General features: G+C 42.0%; 18 protein-coding genes and 1 pseudogene. 12 read left to right on the top strand and 7 right to left on the bottom strand.

What is annotated here, in order from left to right; genetic code table 11:
- Positions 1-24: 24 nt before the first annotated feature.
- Positions 25-903 (bottom strand): TraB/GumN family protein, encoded by an 879-nt coding sequence (locus C2M25_RS00065; protein WP_063702855.1) that lies wholly within the window; start codon positions 901-903, stop codon positions 25-27.
- Positions 904-1,439: 536 nt separating this feature from the next.
- On the opposite strand from C2M25_RS00065, the gene ilvG reads away from it, so the two are divergent.
- The 7 genes from ilvG to can all read left to right on the top strand — a co-directional run bounded on the left by ilvG (position 1,440) and on the right by can (position 9,890).
- Positions 1,440-3,089, top strand: coding sequence for an acetolactate synthase 2 catalytic subunit (gene ilvG, locus C2M25_RS00070; protein ID WP_063702853.1), 1,650 nt, complete (start codon positions 1,440-1,442; stop codon positions 3,087-3,089).
- Entirely contained in the window at positions 3,086-3,331 is a 246-nt protein-coding gene (ilvM, locus tag C2M25_RS00075; protein WP_054554110.1) for an acetolactate synthase 2 small subunit, read from the top strand. Before ilvG ends, ilvM begins: the two co-directional genes overlap by 4 nt.
- Before the next feature lie 104 nt (positions 3,332-3,435).
- Positions 3,436-5,292 (top strand): dihydroxy-acid dehydratase, encoded by a 1,857-nt coding sequence (gene ilvD, locus C2M25_RS00080; protein ID WP_063702851.1) that lies wholly within the window; start codon positions 3,436-3,438, stop codon positions 5,290-5,292.
- 2 nt (positions 5,293-5,294) lie between these two features.
- The gene (gene ilvA / locus C2M25_RS00085; protein WP_105180091.1) at positions 5,295-6,845 is read left to right on the top strand and encodes a threonine ammonia-lyase, biosynthetic; all 1,551 of its coding nucleotides are present in this window, start codon (positions 5,295-5,297) and stop codon (positions 6,843-6,845) included.
- A 131-nt stretch (positions 6,846-6,976) separates the two neighbouring features.
- A complete protein-coding gene (locus C2M25_RS00090; RefSeq protein WP_199775135.1) occupies positions 6,977-7,981 on the top strand; it encodes an ABC transporter substrate-binding protein in 1,005 nt (334 codons plus the stop codon).
- A 49-nt stretch (positions 7,982-8,030) separates the two neighbouring features.
- The gene (locus C2M25_RS00095) at positions 8,031-9,209 is read left to right on the top strand and encodes a methyltransferase (protein ID WP_105180092.1); all 1,179 of its coding nucleotides are present in this window, start codon (positions 8,031-8,033) and stop codon (positions 9,207-9,209) included.
- Positions 9,210-9,227: 18 nt separating this feature from the next.
- The gene (can, locus tag C2M25_RS00100) at positions 9,228-9,890 is read left to right on the top strand and encodes a carbonate dehydratase (RefSeq protein WP_063702845.1); all 663 of its coding nucleotides are present in this window, start codon (positions 9,228-9,230) and stop codon (positions 9,888-9,890) included.
- A gap of 45 nt (positions 9,891-9,935) precedes the next feature.
- On the opposite strand, the gene ubiK is transcribed toward can, so the two are convergent.
- Positions 9,936-10,199 carry a ubiquinone biosynthesis accessory factor UbiK gene (ubiK, locus tag C2M25_RS00105; protein WP_036971505.1) on the bottom strand — a complete coding sequence of 88 codons (264 nt, stop codon included), beginning with the start codon at positions 10,197-10,199 and terminating at the stop codon, positions 9,936-9,938.
- Positions 10,200-10,310: 111 nt separating this feature from the next.
- Here ubiK and rep point away from each other — a divergent pair, with 111 nt between their 5' ends.
- Positions 10,311-12,323: a DNA helicase Rep gene (rep, locus tag C2M25_RS00110; protein ID WP_105174447.1), complete on the top strand. Its 2,013-nt coding sequence runs from the start codon at positions 10,311-10,313 to the stop codon at positions 12,321-12,323.
- Here rep and C2M25_RS00115 read toward each other — a convergent pair.
- The 3 genes from C2M25_RS00115 to elbB form a co-directional block, all read right to left on the bottom strand.
- Entirely contained in the window at positions 12,313-14,877 is a 2,565-nt protein-coding gene (locus tag C2M25_RS00115; RefSeq protein ID WP_105180093.1) for a sensor domain-containing diguanylate cyclase, read from the bottom strand. The genes rep and C2M25_RS00115 overlap by 11 nt on opposite strands.
- A 201-nt stretch (positions 14,878-15,078) precedes the next feature.
- Positions 15,079-15,471 (bottom strand): c-type cytochrome, encoded by a 393-nt coding sequence (locus C2M25_RS00120; RefSeq protein ID WP_063702839.1) that lies wholly within the window; start codon positions 15,469-15,471, stop codon positions 15,079-15,081.
- 182 nt (positions 15,472-15,653) lie between these two features.
- Positions 15,654-16,304 (bottom strand): isoprenoid biosynthesis glyoxalase ElbB, encoded by a 651-nt coding sequence (gene elbB / locus C2M25_RS00125; protein WP_063702837.1) that lies wholly within the window; start codon positions 16,302-16,304, stop codon positions 15,654-15,656.
- 510 nt (positions 16,305-16,814) lie between these two features.
- Between elbB and polA the strand changes: the two are divergent.
- Positions 16,815-19,549 (top strand): annotated as a pseudogene (gene polA / locus C2M25_RS00130) (DNA polymerase I).
- A 146-nt stretch (positions 19,550-19,695) separates the two neighbouring features.
- On the opposite strand, the gene C2M25_RS00135 reads toward polA, so the two are convergent.
- On the bottom strand, positions 19,696-20,616 hold the full coding sequence (locus C2M25_RS00135) for a lipase family alpha/beta hydrolase (RefSeq protein ID WP_105180094.1): 921 nt from the start codon (positions 20,614-20,616) through the stop codon (positions 19,696-19,698).
- 424 nt (positions 20,617-21,040) lie between these two features.
- On the opposite strand from C2M25_RS00135, the gene C2M25_RS00140 reads away from it, so the two are divergent.
- Positions 21,041-21,628: a YceI family protein gene (locus tag C2M25_RS00140; protein WP_105180095.1), complete on the top strand. Its 588-nt coding sequence runs from the start codon at positions 21,041-21,043 to the stop codon at positions 21,626-21,628.
- On the top strand, positions 21,628-22,146 hold the full coding sequence (locus tag C2M25_RS00145) for a DUF1285 domain-containing protein (protein WP_105180096.1): 519 nt from the start codon (positions 21,628-21,630) through the stop codon (positions 22,144-22,146). Before C2M25_RS00140 ends, C2M25_RS00145 begins: the two co-directional genes overlap by 1 nt.
- Before the next feature lie 4 nt (positions 22,147-22,150).
- Here C2M25_RS00145 and yihA read toward each other — a convergent pair whose 3' ends face one another.
- Positions 22,151-22,801: a ribosome biogenesis GTP-binding protein YihA/YsxC gene (gene yihA / locus C2M25_RS00150; protein ID WP_063702828.1), complete on the bottom strand. Its 651-nt coding sequence runs from the start codon at positions 22,799-22,801 to the stop codon at positions 22,151-22,153.
- Between the two features lie 283 nt (positions 22,802-23,084).
- Here yihA and C2M25_RS00155 point away from each other — a divergent pair, with 283 nt between their 5' ends.
- Positions 23,085-23,717 carry a c-type cytochrome gene (locus tag C2M25_RS00155; RefSeq protein ID WP_105180097.1) on the top strand — a complete coding sequence of 211 codons (633 nt, stop codon included), beginning with the start codon at positions 23,085-23,087 and terminating at the stop codon, positions 23,715-23,717.
- Positions 23,718-24,098 lie beyond the last annotated feature (381 nt).

Raw genomic sequence — 24,098 nt, forward strand, 5'->3', positions numbered from 1 at the left:
CGCTTTTTAAACGATTGAAATCATTTAGATACGGGTAACTGTAAAACCCTTGTCTGTTAACTGCTTCAATAAGCCGTGTTGCTCAGGTAAGTGCAAAGCGCCCACTGCAATGAACAGCTTTTCTTTACCGATGCGAGTAGATAGTTGATTAACCCAGTCATTGTTACGGTCTATCAACATCACTTGCTCGCTTAGTTGACCATACTGTGTGTCATCAAAGCTTTCGTTATAAAACTGTGTAAGTGTTTTCATGTCACCTGATTTCCAAGCCTTGATAAGACCAAAAAAGTAGGTGTCTACATCTGCAAGTTGGTCGAATGTTTCTTCGATCATTTTGTCATTCATAATTGCTAAGTGCTCAAACATTTCCATTTGGCGTTCAAGAGTTTCTAGCTCACCAACAGAAATTTTATGTTCTTGAGCGTAAGCAAGTACTTGCTTGTCGATGCCGTATTGATCTGAAAAACCGACGCTTTGGAACTCCATTTGCATCATGGTGACCATCACCGCCCACGGTGCTAAGTTCTTAAACATCGCAATATCAATTGATTTATCTGCAAAGTACTTTTGCAGTTTTGCATAGTTTTCAGGTGATAATTCTGATTGTAAGGTTTTGCCATTTTTCAGCATCATAAATGGTAATGAGCGACGCTGCATTTCCATTGGTGAAATAGCGCTGATATCGACCTCAACAATGACTTTATCTGAGTTATCAAGTGCTTTCGTTACCTTACTTGGTAAGCCTTTCATGCTGTTGTCACCCACATGCACGGTACCAAATAAATAAGAAGCAACGCCGTTTTTTTCTACTTTCCATAACCCCGGCTCTGCAAGTGCATATTGGCTAAAACCAAGCAGTAGCACCATAAAAAATAGGGCATTTATACGCTGGACGAATTTCATAACTTTCCTTTTCATAACGTGGTTATTTTCAATACTAAACTAATTTTTTAAAGAGGCGTTAAATTAAATCGGCTTTAAGCAGAAAAATCACATCTAATTGCTAAAAATTAATCAATCATAGAATGGCAGATAAAGAGGTATGAAATTTCAATATTTAGCAAATGGTGAAAAATAAATCTTATTAATGCTAATTGTTGGATATTTATTTCTTTAAAATCGTTTTTTTGCTTGTTTTTTGAATTGAATTTTATGTTGACTTAACGCCCCCAGCGCGGTACTAATAGAAAAAGACAGCGGGATGGCTAGATTTCCGCTACAAATGAACAGAATTTGGTTACAGATAAATGCTTACTAACAAACTTTCTCTAATTCTAATTAACGTCGTGGTGATTATTATTACCGCGGGGGCTAGTTAGTGCTTAGAGAAAAGTGAAGCATTTAAAAAGCCCCCCGCACTTAACAGTCCGGGGGGCTTTTTTGTTTTAAGGTTTGAGTCGCAGCAAATACACAATGTCACTGAGGAATGAGGATTTACGATGACAGGCGCAGAGTTAACAATCGATTTATTAGCTAAACATGGCGTTAAGGATGTTTTTGGTTACCCGGGCGGTGCCATCATGCCTATTTACGACGCTTTGTACGGTGCGCCAGTCAAACATTATTTGACGCGTCATGAACAAGGAGCGGGTTTTGCTGCTGTAGGGTTTGCCCGTAGCACAGGTAAGTTAGGTGTGTGCTTTGCAACATCAGGCCCAGGTGCGACTAACTTAATAACAGCCCTTGCTGATGCGATGATGGATTCAGTGCCGTTACTTGCAATCACAGGGCAAGTACCTACCGCAGCGATAGGCTCCGACGCCTTTCAGGAAGTGGACGTTCTAGGTATGTCGTTATCATGTACTAAACACAGTTACATGGTTGAAAGAGCTGAAGATTTAGCCGAAATATTACAAGAAGCCATCCACTTAGCGCAAAGCGGCCGCCCAGGTCCAGTGTTAGTTGATATCCCGAAAGACATCCAAATGGCGCAAGTGCCATTCCACCCTTGGTTAGCCGCCGAAGATCATTTACCAAAATTAGACCCAAACCAAGTTGCGATAGCCAATCAAATCTTAAGTGAGGCGCAGCGTCCTGTGGCGTATATCGGTGGTGGTGTACAAGCTGCTGATGCGCAAAACGAGCTTATGCAATTTTTAGAAAAAACACATATGCCAGCGGTATCAACGTTGAAAGCGCTAGGCAGTGTATTACCTGATTATGAATATGATTTGGGTATGCTAGGTATGCATGGCGGTAAAGCGGCTAACTTAGCTGTGCAACAATGTGATGTGCTTGTTTGTATCGGCGCACGTTTTGACGACCGTGTTACTGGCAACTTAAGTAAATTTGCTGCAAAAGCAAAAGTGATACACCTTGATATCGATGCCGCAGAAATTGGTAAACGTAAGCCTGCAAAAGCGTCTTTAGTTGCAGATTTAAAAACCTCATTACCGCAACTTGATTGTTTTGTTACACCAGATGAGTGGTTAACGCACATCGAAAGCATGATGAAAGAGCATGCGTGGCGTTATGACTATCCGGGCGAAAAAGTGTTTGCCCCTTACTTATTAAACCAGCTAAGCCAAAAAATGCCATCAACGGGTGTTGTGTGCTGTGATGTGGGTCAGCACCAGATGTGGGTGGCACAGCACATGAAGTTTAGCCACCCAAGCAACCATTTAAGTAGTGGTGGTGCAGGTACCATGGGCTTTGGTTTACCAGCCGCTATCGGCGCCCAAGTTGCGCGCCCAAATGATTTTGTGATCACGGTGTCGGGTGATGGCTCAATCATGATGAACATTCAAGAACTGGCAACAATTCGCCGTAACAATCTGCCAGTTAAAATTCTAATCCTAGATAACCAGCGCTTGGGCATGGTACGTCAATGGCAGCAGCTATTTTTTGAAGGTCGTTATTCTGAAACAAACCTTTCAGATAATCCTGATTTTGTGCAGTTAGCAGCGGTGTTTGGCATTCCAGGTCAAACCATCACTAAAGCAGATGAAGTCGATGCTGCGGTTGATGCGTTAGTTAATAGTGAAGGTCCATACATTCTTCATGCCTGTATCGATGATAAAGAAAATGTATGGCCGCTTGTACCACCGGGTGCAGCTAATGATGAAATGATGACGGAGACTGTAAAATGAAACACACCCTAACGATTGCACTAAAGAATCAAAGTGTCGCTGTAGAGCGCTTTTTACGCGTTGCACGTCATCGCGGCTTTGACCTAACAACCATGAATTTAGAAATGGCTGATGAAGCGTTTCATGTCACCATGACGGTAGACAGCGATAAGCCAATTTATCTACTAACATCACAGTTAAATAAATTGGTTGATGTGAAACACGTCAATGTTGAAAACCAATTTCAACAACAAGCAATCTAGTAAAAAATCAACAGGTAACTAGAGCAATCAGATTAATGCTTTAGTGAGAAATAAATTAGGAATGAGGAAGTCAGTGGCATGCCACTGCAACAACTGAGGTAATTATGGCTAAATTAAGAAGTGCAACAACAACAGAAGGTCGCAAACGTGCAGGGGCGCGTGCTTTGTGGCGTGCAACAGGGATGACAGATAAAGACTTCGGTAAGCCAATTATCGCTGTTGTTAACTCATATACTCAGTTTGTACCGGGTCACGTTCACCTTAACCAACTTAGTGAGCTGATGGCTGAAACCATCACTGAAGCGGGTGGTGTACCAAAAGAATTTAATACTATTGCAATCGACGATGGTATCGCAATGGGTCATGGCGGCATGCTGTATTCACTACCATCGCGTGACTTAATTGCTGACTCAGTGGAATACATGGTTAATGCACACTGTGCCGATGCTATGATCTGTATTTCTAACTGCGACAAAATCACTCCGGGGATGATGCTAGCAGCACTGCGTTTAAATATTCCGGTTATTTTCGTATCAGGTGGTCCAATGGAAGCGGGTAAAACACGCCTTGCTGATATCGACATTAAACTTGATTTAGTGGATGCCATGGTGAAAGGCGCTGATACCACAGTAAGCGATGAAGACTCAGAAAAAGTAGAGCGCTCTGCGTGTCCTACGTGTGGTTCATGCTCAGGTATGTTCACTGCCAACTCAATGAACTGTTTATTAGAAGCGATTGGTTTAGCACTGCCGGGTAACGGTACCACACTTGCTACACATAAAGACCGTAAACAACTTTACGTTGAAGCAGGTGCGCGTATTGTTGATTTATGCCGAGAGTATTATCAAAAAGACAATGCAGCAGTGTTACCTCGTGCAATTGCTAATCGCACTGCTTTTATGAATGCAATGGTCGTTGATATTGCCATGGGTGGTTCATCAAATACGGTTTTACACTTATTAGCTGCGGCGCAAGAAGCGGGTGTTGATTTTGATATGTCGCACATCGATGAGCTTTCTCGCAAAACACCTTTCCTTTGTAAAGTGGCACCTGCAACCAATAAATATCACATTGAAGATGTGCACCGCGCTGGTGGCATGATGGCAATTATCCGTGAGTTAGGTAAAGCAGGCCTTGTTGATTTATCTGTGGATCACGTTGCAGGCCACAGTATGGCTGAAATGGTGGCTAAATGGGATGCGACCGATCCGAATAATGAAGTGGCGCAAAAATTCTATAAAGCAGGCCCTGCCGGTATCCGTACTACAAAAGCAATGAGCCAAGAGTGCCGCTGGCCAGAACTTGATAATGACCGTGAAAACGGCTGTATCCGCAGTGTTGAAAATGCCTTTCGTCAAGATGGTGGCTTAGCTGTACTTTCAGGTAACTTAGCCCTTGATGGCTGTATTGTTAAAAGTGCCGGTGTAGTTGAAGAAATGCTGCACTTTGAAGGCCCTGCAGTTGTATACGAATCACAAGATGATTCGGTTGAAGGCATTCTAAACGGTGAAGTAAAAGCCGGTGACGTTGTTGTAATTCGTTACGAAGGACCAAAAGGCGGCCCAGGCATGCAAGAAATGCTGTATCCAACGAGTTACTTAAAATCAATGGGCTTAGGTGAAAAGTGTGCGCTTATCACCGATGGTCGTTTCTCGGGTGGTACATCAGGTTTATCAATTGGTCACGTTTCACCAGAAGCAGCAAGCGGTGGTGCAATCGCCTATGTTGAAAATGGCGATAAGATAGTGATTGATATTGCAACCCGTGAAATCACTTTAGCGCTGTCTGATGAAGAGCTTGAAGCACGTAAACAAAAGCAACTTGCACGTGGTAAAGATGCTTATAAACCACTGGATCGTGACCGTTATGTATCACCAGCACTGAAAGCGTATGCATTACTGGCAACCAGTGCAGATAAAGGGGCAGTGCGCGATTTAGCAAAACTTGAGGAGCTTAGTTAATTATGGTTTCTCAAGAGCTCGATTATTTTCGCGCTATCATCCAAGCGAACATGGAACCGCTTGCAAAAGTTACTGAGGTCAGCGAAATGGCTGATCTTAGTGCACGGCTAGGCAACCATGTGTGGCTAAAGCGTGAAGATCAACAACCGGTTTATTCATTTAAACTTCGCGGTGCTTTTCATAAACTGAGCAAGTTGCCAAAAGGTTCTGATGTGATCACAGCCTCTGCCGGTAACCATGCGCAAGGCGTGGCACTCAGTGCCTCATTTTTAGGGCATAAAGCAACGATTGTGATGCCAGTTACAACACCAGAAATTAAAGTGAATGCAGTACGTTCACTCGGTGGTGAAGTGGTATTACACGGCCATCATTTTGATGCTGCAAAAGCCCATGCTTTAGAGCTGACAGAGCAGCGTAATGGGGTATTTGTGCCACCGTTTGATGATCCTGATGTCATTGTTGGCCAAGGTACCGTTGCCCGTGAATTAATGCAGCAATTGAACGACCTTGATGCTGTGTTTATTCCTGTTGGCGGTGGTGGCTTACTTGCAGGTATGGCGGTGTACATTAAGTCGTTACGTCCTGATATTAAAGTCATTGGTGTTGAAGCTGACGAGAGTGCCTGCTTAAAAGCAGCACTTGAAGCAGGCAAGCCTGTTGAGCTTGACCGTGTTGGCAGTTTTGCTGATGGTGTCGCAGTAAAAATCATTGGTACTGAGACGTTTCGATTAGCGCAAAAGTTCTGTGATGAAGTGGTCACTGTAACGGGCGATGAAATCTGCGCCGCAATGCAAGATATCTTTGTTTCGACTCGTGCGATAGCGGAGCCTTCTGGGGCGCTATCAACAGCAGGGCTGAAAAAATGGTGCCAACAAAACGGTGTAAAAGGCTTAAACGTAGCTGCAATCTTATCGGGTGCAAACTTAAACTTTGACCGCTTACGTTATGTTGCTGAGCGAACGGCACTTGGTGAAAAGAACGAAGCACTCCTTGCTGTGACCATTAAAGAAGAGAAGGGTAGCTTTAAGCAGTTTTGTAACTCATTAGGTGGCAGAGCTATCACCGAGTTTAATTACCGTTATGCAGGTCCTGGCGAAGCACAAATTTTTGTTGGTATTGCCTTAAGACAAGGGCAGCAAGAGCTTGATGAGTTAAAAGCAGCACTGACAGAAAACGACTACACGTTTTGCGATTTATCAGATAACGAGCTGGCTAAATTGCATATTCGTTATATGGTGGGTGGTAAAGCGCCAGCTCAGCTTCATGAGCGTTTATTACGCTTTGAATTTCCTGAATACCCAGGTGCACTGGCACGATTCTTAGATACCCTTGGTAGTAATTGGAATATTACTTTATTCCATTACCGTAACCATGGTGGATCGGTTGGTAATGTGCTGGCGGCCTTTGCTATTGAACCGAGTGATTATGAGGTATTCAATGAGCATTTGAACCGTTTGGGATACAACGTTCAAGATGAAACAAACAACCCATGTTTCACCCAGTTCCTAACCAGCCAAGGTCAGGAGTTGAGCGCAGTGAAAGTGGCTAATTAGTTATAAAACCTGAATAAGGCTGCTAATTAGCAGCCTTGTTTTTTTCTCTATTTTTCCTATAGTTAATGCACGGTTTCAAGCAAGGATGATGCGTGCAAGGTATAAAAAGCCTATTAGGGTTAATCTGTTTAATGCTTTCTATGAGCGCACAGTGTGCTGATAAAGTTAGCTTACAGTTAAAATGGACTCACCAGTTCCAGTTTGCAGGCTATTACATGGCTGCAGAAAAAGGCTTTTATAAGGAAGCTGGCCTTGATGTCTCTATTATTCCTGCTGATCCAAACCACCCTGACACCTTCCCTAAAGTACTAAGCGGTAAAGCCGACTTTGCCATTACTCACTCAGGAATATTACAAAAGCGTCAGCAAGGCGCTCCGGTTGTTGCCCTTGGAGCCATATTGCAGTTTTCACCTTACTGCTGGATGGTAAAAAATAACTCAGATATTTTTCAGCCAAGAGACTTTGCTGGTAAGAAGCTAAGTAAAATCGGTTCAATAGAAAATGCTGAATTACTAGTGATGTTACAGCGTGCAGGATTGAGGCTAGAAAGCTTGATGGCAGCTAGCCATGAAGGCGGTATTAAAGAGTGGCTTGTCGGTGATTTAGATGCGGTGCAAGTGTATGTCACCAATGAGCCTTATACGATGACACTACAAGGAGTCGGTCACCGACTCATTTGCCCGCAAAAGTTTGGTTTGAATGTGTATGGCGATATTTTATATACCTCTGAGCAGTTTTTAGCGAACAAGCCTGAGGTTGTTGAGCGCTTTTATCGTGCCAGTTTAAAAGGGTGGCGGTATGCCTTATTACACTTAGAAGAAAGCATTGATGTAACCAAGCAGCACTACGCCACCCATAAAAGCGTACAAGAGCTGGCCTACGAAGCGCATGTGTTAGCGAGCTACATTCAACCACCGGGGATTAATTTAGGCAATATGTCGATGGCAAAGTGGCGTTTGATTGCAGATTTATATGGCTTAGATCAGGATGAGTTTGATCAGGCCTTTGATGGCTTTATGTATGATCAACAGCAAACAGAAGGCATTGAATTATCGTGGATGCTGATCCTAGCCATCATTCTAAGTATTGCATGTGTGCCATTGTACATTCGTTTGATCAGTAGTAACCGACGTTAAATAAGATAAATCTGTTATACTGCTTTTTATTTCTTGTCGCTAAGTAGTTATGACACTTGCCGAGCACTTTGCTGCCTTAGATGCACTGCTATTTTCAACCCGCCAATACTGGCAATGTACCGCATTTGATTTTGATGATCTTCCTTGGCCTGAATTAGCCAACTTATTATGGGCGCTTGATGACCAACAAGTGAGTGAACTTGATGCCGATCAGCGGGCTTTATATCGTTATTTTACTGATGAAATCGAACACATCGAAAAGCTGGCTGAATTGTGTGAGTTGCCAGCGATAAGTGCTGCCCGTAATGAATTTCCGTTTTGGATAAGTAATGGCATTAAAGGCCGTAAGTTTGAGCAACTACAAGACTTTGTCGCGGCGATCAGTCAGCAGCCATTAAACCAGCCTGTTTTAGAATGGTGTGCTGGTAAAGGGCATTTAGGTCGCATGTTGGCATTCAATGGAGCACCACGTGTACATAGCATTGAGCTACAACAACACTTGTGCGACCAAGGTCAACACAGTGCTAAACAACAGCAATTGGCGATGCAGTTTACACAAGCTGATGTATTAACCGATGACACTGATGGCTTTTTTGAAAGCCAGCAGCATGCTGTTGCTTTACATGCTTGTGGTCGTTTGCATCAAACATTTATGCAGCAAGCAAGCAAAGCGAAAACCCAACAAATCAGTTTTTCACCGTGCTGTTATCATTTATTCACAGATAACGCCTATCAAGCAATGAGCGAGCCTGCCATGCAAAGCCAACTTGCGCTTACTCATCGCGATTTAAAACTGGCGCTGCAAGAAACGGTAACAGCACCGAGCCGAGTTGATAAGGTCAGAAAAACAGAGGTTGAATGGCGTCTTGGATTTGACGCGTTACGAAAATCACTGACCGGTGAAATGCACTATGTGAGTGTGCCATCAGTGAACAAAGCGATCTTCTCTGGTTCTTTTAGCTCATTTTGTTTTTGGGCTGCTGAGAAAAAATCATTACATTTTCCGGAAGGTATTGATTACAATAAATTTTTAGAGATAGGTAAAAAGCGCAAAAGGGTTACTGAGCGAGTTGAACTCGTCCGACATGTGTTCAGAAGGGCAATTGAAGTTTGGCTCGTACTCGATCGTGCTTTATATTTGCAACAACAAGGGTATCAAGTAACGGTTAGTACGTTTTGCGAAAAGCAGCTGACACCAAGGAATATCTTGATCCAAGCTAATTATTAAAAACCGTAAAGAGGCGCAATGAGAAAGTTAAAAAATTTATTCGAAAATAATAGACGTTGGGCAGCGCGTACGAGTGAAAATGATCCTGAGTTTTTTAAAATTCTATCAATGCAGCAAAATCCAGAGTACTTGTGGATCGGTTGTTCTGACTCGCGTGTACCTGCAAACGAAATCGTAGACTTATTACCGGGTGAGCTATTTGTTCACCGTAACGTGGCAAATGTTGTTGTTCATACTGATCATAACTGTCTTTCAGTAATGCAATACGCTGTTGAAGTGCTTAAAGTGAAGCACATCATGGTCGTTGGTCACTATGGCTGTGGTGGTGTTCAAGCAGTATTAAACGAAGCGCGTTTTGGTTTAATTGATAACTGGTTACGCCATGTAGGTGATGTAAAAGAAAAACACATCGAACAGCTTAATGCATTACCTGAAAAAGAGCGTTTAAACAGTTTGATCGAATTAAACGTTATTGAACAAGTACGTAACGTGTGCCGTACCAACATTGTGCAAGACGCTTGGGCGAAAGGCCAAGAGTTAACAATTCATGGTTGGGTGTATGGCTTAGCGAATGGTCACCTTAATGACTTAGAGTCGGTTGTGACCTGTGCAGAAGAAGCAAGTGATACTTATGGCACGGCAGTTAAGCGTGTATTTGAACGTATTGCTGAAAAAAGCTAATTCCGAAGTAGATTGAAAAAAGGAGAGCTAATTCGCTCTCCTTTTTTATTGTTCGTCTTGTTTGCTAGCAAGTTGCTGCTCAAGTAAAGCCACTTTCTCTTCAAGCTCAGTGAGTTTTTCACGAGTACGAATAAGTACTTGGCTTTGAATATCAAACTCATCACGGCTTACAAAGTCCATCTCAGCAAGTTTGTTTTGAATAGCTTGCTTAGTTTTGCCTTCAATTGTATCAGCAAGGTTTTTTACGCCTTGTGGCATGTTATCAGTAATTTGCTTAGCGATTTCTTCAAGTTTTGCTGGGTTGATCATCTTCGTCCCTTGAGTCACGTAAAAAAACAATCTTACCTTATTGGCTAGGCGTAGTGTAGTGATTACGGTAAAATTGCCCGTCCTGTCTTTGGATAATTTCTTTAGGGGCTTATGAAACTCAACCCAAAACAAGATGAAGCGGTAAAATATATCAGTGGACCGTGTCTGGTATTAGCTGGTGCGGGCTCTGGTAAAACGCGTGTTATTACTAATAAGATCGCTTACTTGGTGCAAAAGTGTGAGTATCAAGCGCGCAATATTGCGGCGGTAACCTTTACCAATAAAGCTGCAAAAGAAATGCGCGAGCGTGTTACGCAAACACTCGGCAAGCAAGAGTCGAAAGGCTTATGGGTTTCAACGTTTCATACCCTTGGGCTTGAGATCATCAAAAAAGAGTTAACGACTCTAGGTTTTAAACCCGGTTTTTCGTTGTTTGATGATCAAGATACCAACCAGTTACTAGCCGAGCTGACCGAAGAAGAACTAAAAAAAGACAAAGACTTACTCAACCTATTAAAAATGCAAATAGGTAACTGGAAGAACGAATTGATTCTACCAGAGCGTGCCGTTCGTGAAGCCCGTGAGCCGCAAAAAGCCTTATTTGCTCAGCTGTATGCGCGTTATCAAAATCAACTACGTGCTTATAATGCCCTTGATTTTGATGATCTGATCATGATCCCTACTTTGTTACTAAGCCAAAACGCCACAGCGCGTGAGCGTTGGCAACAGCGTTTTCGTTACTTGCTGGTGGATGAGTATCAAGATACCAACACCAGTCAGTATCAGCTGGTTAAGCTATTAGTGGGTGAACGAGCTCGTTTTACCGTGGTAGGCGATGATGACCAATCTATTTACTCTTGGCGTGGTGCTAAGCCACAAAACCTTGTGCTATTGAGTAAAGATTTTCCTAGCTTACGTTTAATTAAGCTTGAGCAAAATTACCGAAGTGCTGGACGAATTCTTAAAGCGGCAAATATTTTAATTGCCAACAACCCTCACGAGTTTGATAAAAAACTCTTCAGTGAGCTTGGCTATGGTGAGCCTATCAAAGTGATTGGTTGTCGTGATGAAGAGCATGAATCTGAGCGAGTGGTCGCAGAAATCATTTCTCATAAATTCATGAAGCGCACCAGCTATAAAGATTACGCGATTCTATATCGTGGTAATCACCAAGCGCGGGTGTTTGAAAAAGCACTTATGAGCAACCGTATTCCTTATAAGATCAGCGGCGGCATGTCGTTTTTCTCGCGTTCAGAAATTAAAGATATCATGGCGTATTTACGCCTATTGGTGAACCAAGATGACGACAATGCCTTTTTACGTATTGTAAATACGCCACGTCGTGAAATTGGTACGGTCACTTTGGAAAAGCTAGGTACACTTGCTAATGAAAAGCACATCAGCTTATTTGCAGCCTGTTTTGAACCTGAACTTGCACACCGCTTAAAAGGTCGAGGCTTTAATGCCTTAGCTGGATTTGCTCGCTGGGTGGTTGAGCTTTCTGATAATGCGGTACGCGGCGATACCCTTGAAGCTGTGAAAGAGTTAGTTAGGCAAATTAACTACGAAGCTTACCTATATGAGTCATCACCGAGTGCAAAAGCCGCTGAAATGCGTATGAAAAACGTTTCAGAGCTTTATCGTTGGATCACCGACATGCTAACAGGGGATGCAGATAATCCACCGCTGAACCTTGCTGAAGTGGTTAGTAAACTGACCTTACGCGATATGCTTGAGCGTAACGAAGAAGAAGACGAATCTGACGCGGTACAATTACTAACGCTGCATGCGTCAAAAGGCTTGGAGTATCCGTATGTGTTTATGGTTGGCATGGAAGAGGGCTTATTACCGCACCAAGTGAGCATTGATGAAGATAACGTCGAAGAAGAGCGTCGCCTTGCTTATGTAGGTATAACGCGTGCTCAGCAAGAGTTGGTAATGACCTATGCTAAGTTACGTCGTCAATTTGGTGAAACGTCAGATACTGAGCTCAGTCGTTTTGTGCAAGAGTTACCACAAGATGACTTAGCCTTTGAAGCGAAAAAGCCACCGTCTTCACAGGCTGAGCGCATGGAAAAAGGCCAAGCCCGTGTTGCTAACTTAAGAGCGATGCTTAAGAAGTAATAAATTGTGCGCTTGGTGCTTCGTGTTCGAAGGGCGCCAGCGCATGTTGCTTACCAATAAACAACGACAATCCGTGCTTATCGAGTAATGTGCGGTAGTTAAAAATCGACGGGCCTTTCGCGATTACTTGGATATTTTGCAGCTTAGTAATCGCCAGTACACCTTGCAGTTGTAAGTGATAGTTTTCTTGCTGTAGTACACGCTTACTGAACGTTGAACTTAATAACAAGTAATTGAATTGGAACTCAGTTAGTAAGTTTAACTCACAGCGATCTTTGGCAAACTCATTCAAACCAATCGAAAACCCTTGAGCGACCAGGTTTTTTAAATTTTCAATTTGCACCGCTGATGCGTAACGAATTTCTTGTTCGTTGAATAGTAAACACATTCTATTTGCATCATGGGCTTTTAATAACTTACACAGTGCTTGAAAATTAATACGCTCTAGCACTAATCCAGAACAAGGAAACAGGACTTTTTCGAGTTTGCTGTTGCTTGCTAGGGTAAAGGCTTGTTTCAGTAGGCTGAGTTCAACCTCAAAGTGCTGAACTCTATCGGTCGCAAACTTCTTAAGTACTTCGAAGCTGGTGCTACCAAGTACAGGGTGCTCGCCAAATGCTTCGAGTAAAGATTCTGCGCGAGTTTGCTCATCCAAGGTAATGATTTCGGCACTTCTAAAGTGCATAGGCAAATCATCTAAGTGATGCATATTGTCAGCATCATGCTGGACATTGCTGGCATTAAGCAGCGGATGGAAACATTCAAAGCGATTACGGCCTGCATTTTTCGCGTAATACATGGCGGCGTCGGCATCGCGAATAATTTCATCGGTGTGCTTGTAGCTTGGTTTCGAGTAGGTAATACCGATACTGGCGCCACTTTGTATGCACTGACCTTTCATACAGAAAGGTTTTCTCATTATTTCGATGATACGCTTGGCAACATCTTGGGCTTGCTGTTGCTCAGTTAAGTGAGTTAGCAACACCACAAATTCATCACCACCTAAGCGCGCGAGTAGGTCGTGCTCACGAATACAATGCGAGAAAGACTCGGCAACACCAATTAAAAACTGATCGCCTGCTTGGTGACCAAGGTGATCGTTGATGTCTTTAAATTTATCGAGGTCAATAAATAACACTGCAAACTGCTGCTCTGGGTAGCGCTGGTAATGCTGCAATGTTTTTTCAAGTTGAGTTAAGAATAAACTGCGATTCGGTAAACTCGTCAGTGAGTCATGGTGTGCATCGTGATACAGCTGTTGTTCTATTTTTTTACGTTCTTCAATTTGCATTTGCAGATGCATATTGGCTTGGCGAAGTTCTTTGGTTTTTTCAGTAACGCGATGCTCAAGTTTTTGGTGACTAAGTTTTAACTCTTGGTTGGCCAAGTGGGTTTGAATAACGTTAGCTATCTGATGCGAGACAAAGGTGATTAACTCACAGTCATCCTGACTAAACTCATGCTTATTATTGTAAGCTTGGCAAACAATGAGACCGATAACACCTTGCGAAGTTTTCAGCGGCGCGCCTAACCAACTCGTGGCGGTACGCTCTGGTGGTACATTAACCGGCCTTTCTACTACGCCTAACTTGATAAGTTCTTTTGCTCTTTCACTGTCTATGACTTGGCACTTTTCAGTGCTGAGCACCAGTTCACTGTAACCTTTAGCGAAAGGCCGCGGCAGAGCATTATCATTAAATTCATCGACGCAGTAAGGAAAACTCAGCCAGTGCGATTGTTCATCGTATAGGGCAATGTATAAGTTATCTGCATAGGTAATGGTTTTTATAATGTTATGGACATGCTGATATACATCGTCGAGGTTTTTACTTTGCGTTGCTAGCTCCGAGATTTTGAACAGGATTTGCTGGCGGTCGAGGGCATTTTTACGTTGTTGAATTTCGTCGTTTAAAGCTTGGTTGCTTTGTGTCAGAGCACGGGTGCGAATTTTAACTTCAGACTCAAGCAGCTCACGTTTTTTAACTCGTTCAATCGCTGTTGCCAAATATAATGACATCGCTTCTAGCAATTCAATTTGCTGCTCTGAATAGCCTTGATTTTTGTCGTAACTTTGCGCGACCATGACGCCAATAATGACTTGCTCACGGTAAACGGGCACACCAACCCAATGCTCGGCAGGTGTACCAAACGCTTTAAATAAACCTTGTTCTAGTGCTTGCTCTGTTTGCTGTTTGGTAAAGTAGCTGGTTTTACCGTGCTTAAATACATAACCCGTAAGGCCTTCTTTAAAGTACTGCTCATATTTTAACGGTACTGAAAGGCCATCTTTTTCATCGGCAAAGTAAGATAACTCAAGGTTATCGTAAACCGGGTTATGTAACACAACGAAGAAGTTTCTGCTCGGAATGTAGTCTTGCAGAATGTTATGAATAGCAGGGTAGAGTAGGGTTAATTCGGCAACAGTGCTTGCTTGCTCTGATAATTGTAAAAGAGCATGTTGCAAGTGATGTGATTGCTTATACTTTTGTAAAAGCGATTTTAAGCGAGCATTTTTTCGCTCTAGCTTATCAATGTGTGTTGCTGAATCTTCCAATGATTTAGAACCAGATCTTATTATTGTTTAAATTTCGTCCTTTATAGTTCCACTTTTTTATTAGATCGTCAAGTAACAGGTGTTAACAAAATAGTAATTTATGATGGGGCGTATTTGGCTACAGCCTTAGCCTAGCGGTTAAAAACAGGCACAAAAAAAGGGCTTAATAAAATTAAGCCCTTAGTATTAGTTTTTAGACTGTTACTTGCTAGTCATGAAATCGATAGCAGCGCTGATTTCATCTTCAGAACAATCCATACACGTACCTTTAGGAGGCATCGCGTTGAAACCGTTAAGCGCGTGGTTTAAAAGTGTATCTTTACCTTTAGCGATACGAGGAGCCCAATCATCAGCTGATTTAGGTGCACCTAGTGCGCCAGTACCATGACATGCAAAACATGCTGCTTGGTAAACTTGTTCACCAGAACGAGGACCTGTAGGTTCAGCAGCGGCCGCAGCTTTATCACCTTCTAGATATACAGAACCAATTGGCGCTAGACGCTTTTTAATTGCGTCTTCAGTCAAAGAGTTGTCATATGCTTGTGCATATGCCGTTGTTGCTAGCAGTAATAATGCAGCTGATAGTTTTTTCATTTTGCCTTGCTCACTTCGATTTGAACGTGATCAATCACGATATCTGACGGAAATTAGAACGATTATAACGCTAAGCCACAATTTATAAAATGATCTAAAAGGCTTTTTCTTGAGAAAAACCGTCATTTTTTTGCGTTAGCGCAAGAAAAGCCTGCATTAGTAGCTGGCTTTTTGCCCGATGATTAAGCTAGTTCTAACACTTTGTTGACTAATTTTTCGATACCTGCGTCAGCATCTAAAATGCTTTGTGCCAACATATAAGCAGGGGTTGTGACTACTTTATGCTGCTGATCAACAACAACATCATTCACTGCACAGTTTTGATGTGCACCGCCTAGCTGCTCAATTGCTGCTGCTGTATCTGCGTCGTTACCAATGGTGGTTTTGACACCCTTGCCATAAATAAGTGGCAGCATGGCAGGGGCAATGCAAATATACCCAGCCGCTTTATTGGCATCGACAAAGGCTTTCGCAGTGGTAAGTACATCACTTTGAACTTGGGCATCTGCGCCTTTAACGGCAAAATCTGATAGGTTTTTTGCGGCCCCGAAACCACCTGGTACGATCAAGGCGTCGAACTCATTCACATCTAGCTCTGTAAGGGCTTTAATTTCACCACGAGCAATACGCGCAGCTTCAACTAACACATTACGGTTAGGTGTCATTTCTTCACCGGTTAAGTGATTAATGGTGTGCATTTGTTCGATATCGGGTGCAAAGCATTCATAGCTCGCGCCAGCTTTTGCGATATGTAATAAGGTTAATACAGCTTCGTTGATTTCGGCGCCATCATAAACACCGCAACCTGCTAAAATTACAGCAACTTTTTTCATTTTAGAACTCTCCTTAATGCGACTTGCTTTAGTTTAACAAGGATACGAGTCAGCCTACAAAATAAAAATTTTCGCCGCTTAATAACTCGCAAAGCATGATGAATAGCTGTTTATGCCTTTTTCTAAATTACTAACGAAAAAAAAAGTATAAAGGATCGCTATGATCTTTGATCCATTATGCTAGAATACTCCTCCGGTTATGAAAAGGGATGTTAATTCGGTTTCGAATAAGCAAAAGGTTATCGCTGCTAAAACCGTTTTCCACATCGGACAAAAATAATAAAAAAAGAACGTCGTAATATCTTTTTTAAATCAAAACATGAACTTATGAAAATTTCCTAAATGTTTTTACATTTCGGGAGGTTTATCTGTGTTTGTTATCTACAAAGTTATCCACAGCTTGCTATTGAAGAAACAATTATTGGTTAATAATTCACAGTCGTTTTCTTTAAAGCCTTATGGCATGCTTACAAACAATTTAATGTTATTCAATTAGGATCCAATTTCACCATGGCTCAGATCCCTGAAAATCCACTTATTCTTGTAGATGGTTCTTCGTATTTATTCCGTGCATATCATTCGCCACCGCACCTTACTAATTCAAAAGGTGAAGCGACAGGCGCAATCTATGGCGTAGTGAATATGCTTAAGAGTTTGATCAAGCAATATGATCCGTCACACATGGTGGTGGTCTTTGATGCCAAAGGTAAAACCTTCAGAAATGACATGTAAGCGAATACAAAGCGAATCGTCCACCTATGCCGGATGACTTACGCACACAGATCGCACCACTGCATAACATTATTAAAGCAATGGGTTTCCCGCTGATTAGTATTGAAGGTGTTGAAGCTGATGATGTTATTGGTACCTTTGCGCGTATTGCTTCAGAGCAGCAACGTCATGTACTGATCTCGACTGGCGATAAAGATATGGCGCAACTTGTTAATGAACATGTCACGCTGATCAACACCATGACAGATAGCATTTCAGATCCTGAAACCGTGGTTGAAAAATTTGGCGTTGGCCCTGAGCTGATCATTGATTACCTTGCTTTAATGGGTGACAAGGTCGATAACATCCCTGGTGTTGATGGTTGTGGTCCTAAAACAGCGGTGAAATGGCTACAAAAATATGGATCATTACAAGGTGTAATGGACCATGCTGGTGAGATCAAAGGTAAGATTGGTGAAAAACTTGCCGCAGCGCTGGATCATCTGCCACTTAGCTATGAATTAGCAACAATTAAGTGTGATGTTGAGGTTGAGTCAGATCTTGAAACCTTTAAGTTGCAAGAGCCTAATCGTGATGAACTGATTGCACTTTATGGTGAATGTGAGTTCCGCCGTTGGTTAGCTGAACTACTTGATAACCCTAAAGATGCTGACACGCATTTAGATGTGCCAACAGAAGCAAATGAACTACCAAAAGTCGCTGATGCGCATTACGAAACGATTTTAACCGAAGAGCAACTTGATACCTTAGTGGCGCAGTTAAACGACGCAGAATTATTTGCTTTTGATACTGAAACAACCAGCCTTGATTATATGCAAGCACAATTGGTTGGTATGAGCTTTGCGGTAAAAGCGGGTGAAGCGGCTTATATTCCTGTTGCTCATGATTACCCGGATGCGCCTGAACAATTAAGCCTAGAAACGGTAATGGCAAAAATTGGCCCAATTTTAGCGGACGAAAATAAAGCGAAAGTTGGGCAAAACCTTAAGTACGATAAAAGCGTATTAGCGAATGCTGGCTTTGAGTTAAAGGGTATTAAATACGACACTATGTTGGAGTCGTATGTCTTTAATAGTGTGGGCAGCCGCCATGATATGGACTCGTTGGCACTGAAATACCTTGGTCACAAAAATATCAGTTTTGAAGATATTGCTGGTAAAGGTAAGAAGCAGTTAACCTTTAATCAAATTGAGCTAGAAAAGGCAGCGCCTTATGCTGCTGAAGATGCAGATATAACACTTCGTCTTCACCAAGTGTTATGGCCAAAAATTGATGCTGATAGCCAGTTGAAGTCAGTATTCGAAGATATTGAGTTACCACTTGTCACAGTGCTTTCTGATATTGAGCGTACTGGTGTTGCAATTGATAGCAACATGTTGGCTGCTCACAGCCAACGTTTAGGCGAACGCCTGTTAGAGCTTGAGCAAGAAGCCTATGATATGGCTGGTGAAAAGTTTAACTTAGGTTCACCTAAGCAGCTGCAAGTTATTTTATTTGAAAAGCTTGAGCTGCCTGTTATCAAGAAAACACCTAAGGGCGCACCTTCGACGGCAGAAGAAGTATTGCAAGAACTTGCTCATGATTATCCATTACCAAAAGTGATTATTGAGCACCGTGGTTTATCTAAACTTAAATCAACCTACACAGATAAACTTCCGCTGATGGTTAATGAGCGCACGAAGCGAGTGCATACTTCTTATCATCAAGCAGTAACGGCAACGGGGCGTTTAAGTTCAACGGATCCTAACTTACAGAATATTCCAATTCGTTCAGAAGAAGGTCGTCGTATTCGTGAAGCCTTTATTGCTGCACCAGGCCATAAAATTGTGGCTGCCGATTACAGCCAAATTGAATTACGTATCATGGCGCACTTATCACAAGATAAAGGCCTACTCACTGCGTTTGCGAATGGTTTAGATGTACACAGTGCAACAGCGGCAGAAGTCTTCGGGGTTAGCCTTGAAGAAGTTACCAGCGATATGCGTCGTAAAGCGAAAGCGGTTAACTTTGGTTTAATTTATGGCATGTCGGCGTTTGGTTTATCACGCCAATTAGACGTACCACGTCATGAAGCACAGCATTATATTGATAAATACTTCGAGCGTTTCCCTGGCGTACTTGAGTACATGGAAACAACCCGTGAAAAAGCGGCTGATAAAGGGTATGTAGAAACGATTTTTGGTCGTCGTTTACATTTACCAGAAATCAATGCCCGTAACGGTGCTCGTCGTAAAGCCGCTGAGCGTGCTGCGATCAACGCGCCAATGCAAGGTACTGCTGCTGATATCATCAAAAAAGCGATGCTAAAAGTTCATCAGTGGGTGAATGCGCAAGCTGAAGGTTCAGTGAAGTTGCTTATGCAAGTGCACGATGAATTAGTGTTCGAAATTAAAGAAGAGTGTGTTGATGACTATAAAGCTGAAATTTGCAAGCTAATGTCTGAAGCCGCGACTCTTGATGTGCCTCTGATTGTTGAAGCCGACAGCGGTGACAACTGGCAACAGGCGCACTAACTAATAGTCGCGAAAAAATGAAAGCTGTCAGCTAGAAAGTTAGCGAGTTTCTAGGGGAAAGAGTAAAGTTAGCGAGTTGCTTGACGCGCAAGCTAAGTCATTTAGGCTTGCTAACTTGCTAACTTGCTAACTTGCTAACTTGCTAACTATAACCCCAACTCCTGCAACCGCTTTACGTGTTGACGATAAAGCTCAATAGGGTCAACTTCGCGAAAATTGTGTAAACCAATGAACTGATTAATCTCATCTAAGTGGTTCATGTCATAATCATCTTTAATTACGTGGCCTAAATGGCTGCTGCAGCGTGATATTAGGCCATCATCTTTGCCTAAAATAAGTAATGAACCGAGCAGCATGGGCAGGTCGGTGGGATCCAGTATATTACTAAGTGCTGCTGTACCGCTCCACGAAAAATAGTACACGCCATTTTCGGCAACTAACTGACCTTGATCGCACTTATTTTCTGGTAAACCTTCAGGGTATTTTTGATTAAATACGTCAGCGCCCTGTTTACTTAAGCTATTTAATGCACCCAGAGTATCTTGTGGTAATTGGCTGTGGCCTGAGAGCAGTGAAATAACCCCACCAACCCCATCAAATATGAATCGCGCGGTCTGTTCAGCTTGAGAGTTCGCAGGCAGCTTTTGACTAATTAGATCAATAATGCCACTGCCATAGTTTGCACCGCCAATGCTGGTCACTGAGGCAATCAGATCAGGTCTGACAGATGCAACGTAGCGCACTGTTTGCGCGCCTTGGCTGTGACCAATCAAGTTTACTTTATTGGCGCCTGTCAGTGCTAAAATTGCTTTTACGTGAGTAAGTAATTGTTCGCCTCGGACCTCAGAGCTATTAATAGCAGAGACCGCCGGCGTAAACACCAAGGTACCATCTTGGCTGAGGCTTTTAGCAATATTATAAAAATAATCGAGGCCGAGTAGGTTATCGAATCCCATTAACCCATGAACTAAAACTACCGGGTATTGTGTCGTTGTTTTTTTTGCATGACAGTAGGGGGTCATTAAAAAAAGTAAGGTAGCAAATAAAATTAAGGGGATTTTTTTCATACCTTTTACTCTTCTACTGCAATTTTTATCACTAACAAGCCTTGAAAAAGCCTGATTTTTGCGTGCTGTTGATTCACTTTACCCTAAATTACGGTTCGCTGTAATGTTAATTTTAAGTAAACAAGAAAAGATGGTTTTAGTGTTTCGTTATATGTTTATCAATTTGTGTTGTTTCTGCGGTTATGCAATTTATTTTTAATCTGGTATTTGTTAAAGTCCGCGCCGTCCTCATCCTGTAGGACATCCTGTTGATGATGCATCTGAAAAGATGCAACGTATTGATAGCTTCTCCCCAGTTTGCTATACCGACTCACTCCTTGTTGAGTGAGTCGCTTTTTCTTTCTCTTATCATACAATTCATTGCACAAATTAACGCAAGTGATACCATCAAAGTGATTCTTATTTACTTTCGAAGGAATGCGTTATGTTTAAATCTTTGGCAATTGCTGCCTTTTCATTATCGAGTATTTTAGTTGCCCCTTTAGCCAGCGCAAACTGGCAAGTTAATAATGAGCAAAGCAATGTGAGCTTTGTGTCTATCAAAAAGAATTCAGTTGCAGAAGCGCATCATTTCAAAAACGTGTCGGGTACACTTAACGAGCAAGGTCAATTTAAGTTGATGATCGATCTGACATCGGTTGAAACTCTAATCCCTATTCGCAATGAGCGCATGACCAAGTTGTTATTTGAAACAGCTAAATTCCCTAATGCAGTGTTAACTGCTGATTTAAGCAAAGCGCTGTTAACGCTAAGACCTGGTCAACATGTGCTTAAAGGTTTGAAAGCTGAATTAGATTTTCACGGCAACAAGAAAGAGCTAACGATTGATGTGCTTGCCAATATGTCACCGAAAGGCGATGTTACTGTTTCATCGTTTACGCCGGTTATTATTAATGCAAGTGACTTCAAAGTAACAGAAGGTATTAGTGAGTTACAAAAACTTGCGGGTTTACCATCAATTGCGACAGCTGTTCCTGTAACATTTTCTTTGACGCTAGATAAAGAAAAGTAATGCAATCACTTGCCGAATTAGAAGCCGCACTTCAAGCGCCCGATAAACCTTTTGATCAATGGCAACCACAAAATTGTGGGCAATTGCCAATAAAGATTGATGCGCAAGGGCTTTGGTTTTATGCCGGCAGTGAAATAAAGCGCGAGGCAATGGTAAAACTCTTTGCCTCTGTGCTTTGCAAAGAAGCCGATAGTTACTTTTTAAAAACACCTGTTGAGAAAATGGCAATCACCGTCATTGATGTGCCTTTTATTATTGTTGATTGGCGCTTTGAAGAGACAGAGCAAGGCCGTGCACTTTGTTGTGTCGATAATTTACAGCGTGCATGGTTGGTATCAGCAAAGCAACCACTATTACTAAGAGAATTTGAGGGGGTTAGTGTGCCTTATCTTCAATTAGCGCATGGCTTGGCTGCGAGGGTATCGAGAAATGTTTATTATCAGTGGGCTGAAATAGCCTGCTCAGACGAGCAGGGCTACTATATAGAATCATTAGCCAAGCGTTATTACTTGGCCTAAGCGATTAAGCTTCTGGTTGTTCGTCATCAGACTCAGGTGCTTCAACTTCAATAGGCCCTAAGAACCACTCATCGAGCTTTTTAGCAACTTCTGGTAAACCTGTGCCTTTTAGTGAAGAGAAGGCATGTACGGTAATATCACCCTCTAAGTTACTTAACTCACGGCGAACCTGTAAAACTTGTGCTTTACGCGCACCTTGTTTGAGCTTGTCGGCTTTAGTTAAAAGTGCAAGCACAGGTATTTCACTGCCCACAGCCCAATCGATTAAGTCACGGTCTAAATCTTTTAACGGATGACGAATATCCATTAAAACAACGATACCTTTTAAGCTTTGACGCTTTTGTAAGTATTCACCTAGCGATTTTTGCCATTTCTTTTTCATTTCGATAGGCACTTTCGCAAAACCATAACCCGGTAAGTCGATAAGGCGTTTATCGGCATCTAGCTCAAACGTATTGATCAATTGAGTACGACCTGGTGTTTTAGAGGTACGTGCTAATTTTTGATCTGTTAACGTATTAAGGGCACTTGATTTACCCGCATTAGAGCGACCAGCAAACGCGACTTCAATCCCCGTATCAGCAGGTAAGCGTGAGATATCAGGTGCGCTGGTAACAAAGGACGCAGTATTGTATTTGATACGAGATTTGAGCACAGGCTCTCCTAGTCTTTTATAAATAATAACGAACAGTGGCTAATTTCCACTTAAGGCACGTATTTTATACTATTAAAGCAGCATTCAAAAGCGTATTTAAGCGTGCTAAATTGGCTTTGAATTAGGAAAATTACTAGGTAGAAACTTAATCTAAGTCAAATCCCTATAAATTATGAGCTTAATGTGGGCAGAAAACGTGCCAGAGAATTTATTATCGTGTAGAATATAGAAATCACAACATCCATATTGTAGATGATACAGGGTCGGAAACAGAGAATTCACCATGAAAAAAATAGCACTATCTTTAACTATATTGCTTGGTACGTTGTCAGCAAGCAACGCAACAGCATTTGATGGCGATGTAAACGCAGGTAAAGAGAAATCGACAACGTGTGCGGCTTGTCACGGCCCAGACGGTAATGCGCCGGTTAATATCTACCCTAAGCTTGCAGGCCAACACGCAGATTATATCTATAAACAATTAAAAGATTTGAAATTAGGTATGACATCTGGCGGCAAAGAAGGTCGTATGGATCCAGTAATGAGTGGTATGGCTATGCCGCTTAGCGATCAAGACATGAAAGACCTAGCAGCTTACTTCTCTTCTTTAAATATGTCTGAAGGTGCAACACCTAAAGATGTAGTAGAAGTTGGTCAGCAGCTTTATAAAGCCGGTGATGCAGAGCGTGGTATTCCAGCATGTGCTGCGTGTCACGGTCCACGTGGTAACGGTACATCACTTGCAAAATTCCCGAAAATTTCGTTCCAACATCCAGAATACATCAAGTCACAACTTGAAAAATTCCGTGATGGCACGCGTAATAACGACTTAAACGGTATGATGCAAGACATCGCTAAAAAATTAACAGACAAAGACATCGAAGTACTTTCAAAATACTTAGGTGGCTTACACTAAAGTCTGATTGCCAGTAGTAATACTGCGCAGTAATATGTGATTAGTGTGAAAAAAGCAGCGCAAGCTGCTTTTTTTGTATTTAATCCATGTCGAAATATCCCACACTCTTGTAAGACATTGACCATATCGAGCTGTAAGCTAAATCTTATTTTTATTTCACTTTTAATTGTAAGTCTTTGTTATTGGTTGATTTGATCTTGTTGCAATATCTTATCTGTAAGAAAAATTATATAAATTAGTTGTAACAAAATTATTAATGAGTAAATTAACCACTGTCGCTGAGACAGCAAAAACAACATGGACAATGTAATAAGGAAAGTGATTGCGGCAAGTCTTTAGGGGTTGACACTGGTTAGGTGTCCTAAAGGAAATAACAAAAAA

It is taken from the genome of Pseudoalteromonas sp. T1lg21, from assembly GCF_002964625.1.
GTDB lineage: Bacteria > Pseudomonadota > Gammaproteobacteria > Enterobacterales > Alteromonadaceae > Pseudoalteromonas > Pseudoalteromonas gelatinilytica.

Bases quoted from the DNA above. Each gene is read 5' to 3' on its own strand.
- C2M25_RS00065 (WP_063702855.1), bottom strand. From the start codon at position 903: ATGAAATTCGTCCAGCGTATAAATGCCCTATTTTTTATGGTGCTACTG.
- ilvG (WP_063702853.1), top strand. From the start codon at position 1,440: ATGACAGGCGCAGAGTTAACAATCGATTTATTAGCTAAACATGGCGTT.
- ilvM (WP_054554110.1), top strand. From the start codon at position 3,086: ATGAAACACACCCTAACGATTGCACTAAAGAATCAAAGTGTCGCTGTA.
- ilvD (WP_063702851.1), top strand. From the start codon at position 3,436: ATGGCTAAATTAAGAAGTGCAACAACAACAGAAGGTCGCAAACGTGCA.
- ilvA (WP_105180091.1), top strand. From the start codon at position 5,295: ATGGTTTCTCAAGAGCTCGATTATTTTCGCGCTATCATCCAAGCGAAC.
- C2M25_RS00090 (WP_199775135.1), top strand. From the start codon at position 6,977: ATGCTTTCTATGAGCGCACAGTGTGCTGATAAAGTTAGCTTACAGTTA.
- C2M25_RS00095 (WP_105180092.1), top strand. From the start codon at position 8,031: ATGACACTTGCCGAGCACTTTGCTGCCTTAGATGCACTGCTATTTTCA.
- can (WP_063702845.1), top strand. From the start codon at position 9,228: ATGAGAAAGTTAAAAAATTTATTCGAAAATAATAGACGTTGGGCAGCG.
- ubiK (WP_036971505.1), bottom strand. From the start codon at position 10,199: ATGATCAACCCAGCAAAACTTGAAGAAATCGCTAAGCAAATTACTGAT.
- rep (WP_105174447.1), top strand. From the start codon at position 10,311: ATGAAACTCAACCCAAAACAAGATGAAGCGGTAAAATATATCAGTGGA.
- C2M25_RS00120 (WP_063702839.1), bottom strand. From the start codon at position 15,471: ATGAAAAAACTATCAGCTGCATTATTACTGCTAGCAACAACGGCATAT.
- elbB (WP_063702837.1), bottom strand. From the start codon at position 16,304: ATGAAAAAAGTTGCTGTAATTTTAGCAGGTTGCGGTGTTTATGATGGC.
- C2M25_RS00135 (WP_105180094.1), bottom strand. From the start codon at position 20,616: ATGAAAAAAATCCCCTTAATTTTATTTGCTACCTTACTTTTTTTAATG.
- C2M25_RS00140 (WP_105180095.1), top strand. From the start codon at position 21,041: ATGTTTAAATCTTTGGCAATTGCTGCCTTTTCATTATCGAGTATTTTA.
- C2M25_RS00145 (WP_105180096.1), top strand. From the start codon at position 21,628: ATGCAATCACTTGCCGAATTAGAAGCCGCACTTCAAGCGCCCGATAAA.
- C2M25_RS00155 (WP_105180097.1), top strand. From the start codon at position 23,085: ATGAAAAAAATAGCACTATCTTTAACTATATTGCTTGGTACGTTGTCA.